The sequence below is a fragment of the Paludisphaera soli genome, from assembly GCF_011064595.1.
GTDB classification, from domain to species: Bacteria; Planctomycetota; Planctomycetia; order Isosphaerales; family Isosphaeraceae; genus Paludisphaera; species Paludisphaera soli.
The window spans coordinates 1-8,183 of record NZ_JAALJI010000070.1; the positions used below are offsets into that span (position 1 = coordinate 1).

Consider the following 8,183-nt stretch of genomic DNA (forward strand, 5'->3'; position numbering starts at 1 on the left):
GCTTCCGGCTTGAGCAGGACGACGCCCCACGGCTTTGTGTACTCAGCGATCACTCCTGGTACGGAGAAGATTAGCAAGGCAACCTCGAACCCTGGGACACATGCTTGCGGACAAACAGGCGGTCGCTCTCAATGCTATCAGCCGGTTCGACGACCGTCCTCTCGTTTCCTCATCGCAAGCCGGTCTGCGGCGCGTGTGCCACACGTCCCGCCAAATGTGACCAGGATGCCTCATTGTCGTTGAACTAATGCCGGGCGTGTCATACCAAAGTGAGGCAACCCTCACGCCCCGGTCTCCATGCACCCTCGCCGCCCCTGCTCCGCCACGTCCTTCCTCCCCGGCTTCGAGCCAGTCTATGACGGCCCCCACGCCGCCCGGTTCGCGGAGCGGCAGCTCGTCCCGCTGGAGGAAATCTCACGCCAGGATGGACCCGCCGAACGCCTAGACGGAACCGCCGAACGCCCGACGGAACACGCCTCAGGCCAGCCACAATCCGCCCCCGCCCCGAATCACGCCGCCCAACTCGAAGCCAAACGCGGCCCCAAGCAGGCCGCCCGCGACATCGTGTCCGCGATCCGCACGCTGAAATCCATCGAGATCGCCTTCCGCGAGATCAAGGAAGTCGTCGGCGCCGGCAAGCAGCAGGTGCGGTTCATCCAAGCCAGCGTCGGCGGGGTCCACGTTTGCCTCTGGACCTACACGACGACCGAAGCCTGGGCCTGGAACCGATCCGAGGCCGATCTGGTGGACCGCTCCGAGTCCCCCAGGGACGAGCCGACCCGCCGCCCCAGCCACGCCGACAAACGCCGAGCCCGGCGCCGCGAAATCCTGGTCGCGGAAATCCTCGCCCTTCTGCGATCCGGCCCCACCGACGCCGAAATTCAAGCCGCCGCCGACAGGCTGCTGCGACTCGCGACGTGATGCTCATGCAATCTCAGAAAGTGCAGTTCTTCGGACACGTCACCTCTCAGGCCGCCCCTCGGTGCAGCACACGGACGCGATCATGCGACTGAACGGCGGCGCGTGCAGCACGGAAGGGCTGATTAGACGGTGTTACGGACTCCATGCTGCGAGGATGGGGGCGGCGTTGTGGAGCATCAGCATGCTGAAGGCCAAGTAGTGAAGCCCCTCCAGGGTCGTCGCCAGTCGCTCGTAGTCGCGGGCCAGGCGGCGGAACCTCGCCATCCAGCCGAACGAACGTTCGACCGCCCAACGACGAGGCAGCAGCACGAACCCCTTCTTCGCCTCGGGCAGCTTGACGACGTGCAGGATGATCCCGCGGCCGGCCGCCTCGTCGAACGTCTCTTCGCCGGTGTAGCCCTGGTCGGCGTAGATCAGCTCGACCGACTCGCCGGTCGCCTCGTGGATCGCCTCGCACAGGGGGGCGACCTGGGCCCGGTCCTGCTCGTCGGCCGGCGTGACGCGCAAGGTCAGCAGGCGGCCCAGCGTATCCACGGCCATGTGCACCTTCGAGCCGCTGCGTCGCTTGTACCCGTCGTAGCCGGCCCGGGGCCCGCTCTCGACGCTCGATTGCAGCGTCCGGGAATCCAGCACGGCGGCCGAAGGGTCGGCCTCGCGGCCGTCAGCGATCCGCAGCAGGACGCGGAGGTCGTGGACCATGGCTTCGAAGCAGCCGGCGGCCATCCATCGCCGGGCCTGATCGTAGACGGCGTGCCAGGGGGGGAAGTCGTGGGGCAGCAGCCGCCAGGGGAGCCGGATCGGACCAGCCAGCGGAGGGCGTCGAGGACGTCGCGGAGGTCGTGGCGACGCTGGCCGGAGTCTTCGGGGAGCAGGGTCAGATAGGGGGCGACGAAGGCCCACTCGGCGGCGCTGACGTCGGTGTCGTAGGGTTTGCGATTGGTCGTCATACCCTAAACTATGTGCCGGCAACCACTACAGTTCGTAACACCCTCTAGGTGCGGTCTTCGGTGGAGGTGCGACGGCTAGCACCTAAACATGATAAATTTTTCAGTTGCATGGATTATTTCAGATCACTAAGATCGCTCTGCTGAATCGGGTGAAGGTCTCTTATGCTTAAGAGATCGCCAATCTGACGGATCATCAATCCGCCACCGATTTGAGATCGTCTGATGCAATCCCATTCCGCCGGAGCATGACATGAGCCAAGTTGTTGCACCTGGCTTGAGACGCAGGGAGCGATTGGCAGATGCCGACCGCGATTACGCGAAATCGCTCGCGGCTTGTAACAAGAATCTCGACAGCAGCTCACGTCGTATTGAAAGGAAGCAGGCTGATCATGGCTCACAGCCACTTGCCGCCCCGGCCACGGAATCGTCCCCGCAGGAAAACTGCCCCGACTCTGGTGATGCTTGAGGAGCGACGCCTGCTGAGCGTCAGCCCCTCCCATTACATAGGAGCTCCTCAGGGTGCCATCCAGCAGCAGGTCGCGCAATCGACGCCGTCCGGCGCGGTCCGGCAGGACACGTCGCTCCACGCCAACACGCTCCCAGAGACCGACGACGGATTTTTCGGGTCAATCCAGCTGGGTTTTCCCATCAATTTGGGAGGAGAGCAGTTCCAAACCACATTCATCAATGCGAATGGGAGCGTGTCGTTCGGGCAGCGATTCGCGTCCCCGCTCATCCCCGATCTTCCGCAAACGACGACCTCCAACCTTCGAGTCCTCGCCCCGTTCTACAGCGACATCGACACGAGGGACGGCGGAGGGACCATCACCTACGGCACAGGCCAGATCGATGGCCGATCGGCGTTCGCGGTGAGCTGGAACGAGGTGGCCGCCTACCGGAAGAATCAAACCTCCCGAAACAGCTTTCAACTAGTGATCATCGATCGATCCGACCTGCACCCCGGGGCTTTCGACCTGGAATTCAACTACGACAAGATCGAATGGGACATAGCAGCATTCACCACTGACCCAACGAACAGCTGGAAATATTTCGGCGTCGCTGGCACGCACAGCTCGGCGGTCGCAGCCTTTCAGAATCAGGTTCAGACCAATACTACGACCGTCCAGTCTTGGAAGGCCGTGGGGTCGAAGGTGACGGGAAGCTTCCTCGACTCGAACCTCCACACGGGCTTGGTGCACTCCAGCTTGAACTCGGATGTCGACGGCCGATACACCTGGCTCATCGCCGAGAGATTCATCGGGGTCAATCATGACCTTGAGCTGCAAACGAACCAGGGCTACAGCGGCCTGGTTTCGGGTTTTTTCGACACGGCGAACCTGGTCGGGCGGGCGACCGCCTACGCCGCGTCGATCGATTGGGGGGACGGACAGGTCACCGCCGGCTCCCTCACCAAAGTCACGGACACCCTGAGCATCCATCATTACCCGATGCAGGGCGCGTCGTACAGGATCCACGGAAGCCACACCTATTCGCAGCCCGGCGATTACCTTGTGACGACGACGGTACTACTCCCCGGCGGTTCATCCCATCAGATCAATTCGCACGTCAGCGTCGTCGGGTCGCAATTATCGCTGACCAAGCCATCGCCCCAATCAAACCTGATGGGCGAGCAAGTCGGGTTGCAGGTAAACGCGGGGGGCGCGAATCTGATCTACGCCGCGAGAAGACTCCCCAACGGGCTTCGAATCGACGCCGCGACGGGGTTCATCTCGGGCACGATCCTTGCGTCGACGACCGTCATGACGCACAACGTCGAAATATCGGTCAGCGACGGTCGATCCACCTTGTTCGAGACGTTCGGATGGACCGTCGGCGTTTCTACGTCAGGGCCCGTCGTGACGGTTCATACCGCCCTCGGGGGCCTTCACGACGACTCCGGACTCAACGATGCGAGCTTCTACCCCTCGGACGTCCCGGCCTCATTCACCTTGCTTCGCGACAGCTACCATTCCGGCCAGCCGACCGTTACGGTCTACTTTCAGCTCTACGGGACCGCCGTCTACGGAGTCGACTACACCTTGTCCTTCGGTGGCAGGGATGTCGGGTTGAGGACCGGCTACATCCCGGCCGGAGCCGGGTACGTGGACGAATCCACGGGACAAGGGTATGTCACTTTCCAGGCGGGCTTCCGCTTCGCGATGCTGTTCGTGGACAGCCTCTACTCCGGCTCCGCTGCGAAGACGGTAGGGGTCGAGATTCTCGGCCAAGGCAACCAGTTCGGCGGCGCGATCGGCTACCAAATGCCCCCGCAGTCGGGCGGGGCGGCGGTCCAGCCACTGCCGAAGGCGACGGCCAACTTCAGCGTTTCGGGAACGTTCCAGTTCGCGGGCACGGCTCCCAACTCGGGACCTGCGAAACCGGTGAGAAATGCGCTCGTCCGCGTCTACATGACGGACAATCATGGTTTGACGGCCGTAGCCGGCGAGTCGTACACCGCGACCGATGGATCATTCGTTGTTCTGCTACCTCAATACTACAGCCAAGCCACGGCGGTCACCGTGAGAGTCTATACGTACTCAAGGACTCTCTACGCAAGAACCAGAGTCGACGTCCGCTCATGGGCCCAAACGCACTACAAGGATTTCCCTATTTTTCAACCGCCGTCTTCAACCTCTCCGAATCAATCGACCGGAGTTATATCGATCGACGACTCGGATATATCAGGCAAAGCCTTCTGGGTATATGACAGCATCATGACTGGGGTCCAGTTCGCGAATGCAATGGGACCCATCCCGTTCTTCCCCGACTCGACAACAGTCGATTTTCCCGCCGCCTCGATGGCAACGACTTCTTACACGCTGTTCAACACCCCGCACATCCGGGAGGTCGATTACGACATAGAGGATAAAGTACTCCATGAATTCGGACACGCGTATGCTCAACTTGCAGGATTCTTTCCTTATGCCATCGTCGCCAAGGGATACGCACGCCATTCAGGAGCGAGTGATCACCGCGGGCAGTACACTTGGTCCGAAGAGTTGCTGAAGCTCTCGTTCTCGGAAGGTTGGGCGAATTTCTTCAGCGTCGCAGCGAGGTTCGTCCCGGGGAGTGTGCCGCCGTCCCTCGAAGGGGTTGATCCGGAATTCAACGATCTCCAATCATCGGAGACCGACGAGCTGGCGATCATGCGCCTTCTCTGGGATCTGGCCGATCCCGTCGCACCCTCCAGTTCGCAGCCGAATCCGCCGTGGACCGACGAGTCTCACGATCGCATCGAGCTGCAATACCAAGGCGAGACGGGCTTTCGAGCGCTATTCAAGCTCATGACGGCGGCCTCCCGCCCGAGCACGGTGGGAGAGCTTTACAATAGGTTGCTAGAGGTGGATCCAGCCAAGGCGAACGACTACGCAAAACTCTTCGCCCTGCACGGCGCCGGCGTCAACAGCGTCGAGATGACAGACGGCTTGGCACCTAAAACGACCTGGACTGCGGCCGACTCGCCGCCAACCTTTCGATGGAACATCCCAACAGGTCGCGTCGGACAGGGCGTTCATGTCATGAATACCTTTTCGATTGCCATTTACGACAGCACCACCAACTCCACGAACCTGTTGCACCTGGGAGCGGTCGCGAACACCTTAAACGGGTCTTTCTTCGTGGCCAACGACGTCGCCTATTGGACCCCCAGCCAGTCGCTGTGGAACTCCATAACCCAAACCACCGGGGCCAAGAAGTTCCAAGTCTGGGCTTGGGACGAACACGCCAAATATGCTCAACAGCCATTTTCCGGAATGAGTTACTACATTAACAAAACCTCATCCACAGTCTACCGCAGCCCACTGCTAGACTTTATCGTTTCGCCATAGCCTCATTATAATAGCGAGCTTAAGGACGGCACGCCTGGTTCGCGTCCCGATTACATCGCCGCGACAAGATGATTCGCGGGGGCCTTGGCGAATGTCGACATCACTCTCGTCCTGGGGGTTCCCATGGCGACGAGCGCACCAGGCTTCGCGGCCGGCTTCGGCACTTGCCTCACGCCAGAGGACCGCTGTGGGCGGGTGGGCCTCATCGAAACGCAGGAGGTCGCCCGCCGCCTCCCGGTCCGAGTTGCTGCGTTAACGATGCCACGGCCCCAGCTTCCCTTACAAGGCGTGTGAGAAGAGAGTTATGCTGGCCTGAGTCGCTTGAGCATTAGATGGATCATCGACACTTTCACCATCGCCTCGCTCGACTCGACCAGGCGCTCGTAGTCGCGGGCCAGCCGCCGGCCGTTCATCAGCCAGGCGAAGGTCCGCTCGACCACCCAGCGTCTCGGCAGGACGACGAACCCCTTCTGGTCGTCGGGCTTGCGGACCAGCTCCAGCACCCAGCCGGCGAACAGCCAGGCCCAGCCGACGGCTGCCTCGTAGGCGGCGTCGGCCCAGATCAGCCGCAGCCGCGGGAAGCGGCCCTCCAGGCGCGCCAGGACGAGCTTCACGCCGTCGCGGTCCCGGACGCTCGCCGAGTGGACGACGACCGCCAGCAGGAACCCGAGGGTGTCGACGACGATGTGCCGCTTGCGGCCGGGCGTCCGCTTGCCCGCGTCGTAGCCCCGGACGCCTCCCTCGGCCGTGCGGATCGTCCGGCTGTCGACGATCGCCGCCGAAGGGCTCTTCTTGCGGCCGTCGGCGTGCCGCAGGCGGGTCCGCAGGGCCTCCATGACGCGGTCCCAGGTCCCGTCCAGACGCCAGCGGCGATAGTAGTAGTGGACCGTGCCCCAGGGGGGCAGGTCGTTGGGGAGCATCCGCCAGGCGACGCCGCCCCGGACGACGTAGAGCACGCCGTTCAAGACCTCGCGGAGGTCGACCGAGCGGGGGCGTCCGCCCGGCCTGGCCTTGGGCCGCAGCGGGCGCACCAGCTCCCACTGCTCGTCGGTCAGGTCGGTGGGGTAGTTCTTGCGTCTCATGGCCGACCTGTCCCGCGAAATCCGGGCCGTGCAGCCTACTTCTCACACGGATTCTTAGGTCGCAGGGGATCCGCCCGCTAGATCTAGCGCGGATCATCGCCGTCACCGGTGATACATCGCCTTGAGCAGGATTGGCCGTCGTGCAACTGATACCGCGCGGTCGTTCTCAGGGCCGCTGGAGACGTTGAGTTGTCACGACCACTTGGCGAGGTCACAATGAGATCGACGGCCAGTTTGATTCAATCCTCAGGCGGCGAGGTTTCAGCCATGGACCCATGCACGACCACTCGCTTCTTCCGTCCGGGTTGCCTCCTCGCGGCATTCGGAATTCTGGTCGCCGTCGCTCCATTCCTCCCCGACCTGTTGTGGACGTGGCACACCCGGAACGCGATCGACGCGATGACTGACAGGGCCCATACGCTCGGGGGCAGCGTCAGCATCCCTTCGGGTGGATTCTGGGCTTCCGGGAAGCAAGTCGACCTCCATTTGATTGTGAAAAACCCCAAGTTCGGCGACGGGGACCTGGCGTCTCTCGTCGCGATGGACGCCGCGCGACATCTCACCTACGTCGCGCTTGATGGAACCGACATATCGGACGCCTCCGTGGACGTCTTGATTGGACTGCCCCGCTTGTTCAGCCTAAACATCTCCAACACGCGTATCAGTGCAGCAGGGTTCGACCGCCTTTGTAGATCCTCGGATCTGCATAACCTTCATGCCAACAATATAAGTATGACGGACAAAGAGTTATCTTCTTTGCTGACGCCATCCCGGCCGACGAGTCGCAAGTACATCGACATCCGCGGTGCAACCGTTTCGGCCGACACAATCCGGAATTACGCGGCTGCAGTCAACGCCGCCGGCATCCGATACGGCCCACCCGGGTCCCAGGCCGTGGCGATTCCGACCGACCCGCCGGTCGACCCCCGGCCTCGATCTCCAATCCCATGACCCCCAGTTCTCGCTGTGGCTCCATGCCCCGACGGCGAGCTTTACAAACCGACAAGCTCTCCGGCCGCTCGCCGCGGACTCCATGGCGCCGGTCGGGAGCCCCGGCATCAGCCATGCCGGGGCCGGACGCCGGGGCGATCGGCGATTTCCCGGCCGAGCCTTCGCGCCGGCTCGCTCCGGACGCGCACGCGCCGTCGATCTGGGGCGGGGTTCCGCGTCGCCGGGGCGCTGGAGGTTCCGGAGGCCGTCTCGCTCGTCCGGCCCCTCCGGACTGGCCCGAGCCGAGCCGGATCGAGGAGCTCGGGTAATATTCCCGGCCCAACCGCCTCTACCCCCGTCGCGAGGCCCTGAGAAATGCCGCCGTCGCCGGCGGTGCGTCGCCTTGGTCGACCTCGAGCTGATCGAGTCGATCTACGCCGCCCCCCACCTGATAAGCGGGCCGCGTCATGACTAAA

Annotated in this window: 4 protein-coding genes and 1 pseudogene; 3 read left to right on the forward strand and 2 right to left on the reverse strand. The window is 62.8% G+C overall.

The window, feature by feature from the left end:
• The first annotated feature begins 297 nt into the window (after nucleotides 1-297).
• Nucleotides 298-921, forward strand: coding sequence for a hypothetical protein (locus G6O68_RS31155; RefSeq protein WP_165253552.1), 624 nt, complete (start codon nucleotides 298-300; stop codon nucleotides 919-921).
• 132 nt (nucleotides 922-1,053) lie between these two features.
• On the opposite strand, the pseudogene G6O68_RS31160 reads toward G6O68_RS31155, so the two are convergent.
• Nucleotides 1,054-1,868 (reverse strand): annotated as a pseudogene (locus G6O68_RS31160) (IS5 family transposase).
• Nucleotides 1,869-2,326: 458 nt separating this feature from the next.
• Here G6O68_RS31160 and G6O68_RS31165 point away from each other — a divergent pair.
• On the forward strand, nucleotides 2,327-5,695 hold the full coding sequence (locus tag G6O68_RS31165) for a nidogen-like domain-containing protein (RefSeq protein WP_165253554.1): 3,369 nt from the start codon (nucleotides 2,327-2,329) through the stop codon (nucleotides 5,693-5,695).
• Between the two features lie 302 nt (nucleotides 5,696-5,997).
• On the opposite strand, the gene G6O68_RS31170 is transcribed toward G6O68_RS31165, so the two are convergent.
• Complete coding sequence (locus tag G6O68_RS31170) at nucleotides 5,998-6,777, reverse strand: IS5 family transposase (RefSeq protein WP_165253556.1); 780 nt, start codon at nucleotides 6,775-6,777, stop codon at nucleotides 5,998-6,000.
• A gap of 216 nt (nucleotides 6,778-6,993) precedes the next feature.
• Here G6O68_RS31170 and G6O68_RS31175 point away from each other — a divergent pair, with 216 nt between their 5' ends.
• The gene (locus G6O68_RS31175; protein WP_165253558.1) at nucleotides 6,994-7,728 is read left to right on the forward strand and encodes a leucine-rich repeat domain-containing protein; all 735 of its coding nucleotides are present in this window, start codon (nucleotides 6,994-6,996) and stop codon (nucleotides 7,726-7,728) included.
• Nucleotides 7,729-8,183 lie beyond the last annotated feature (455 nt).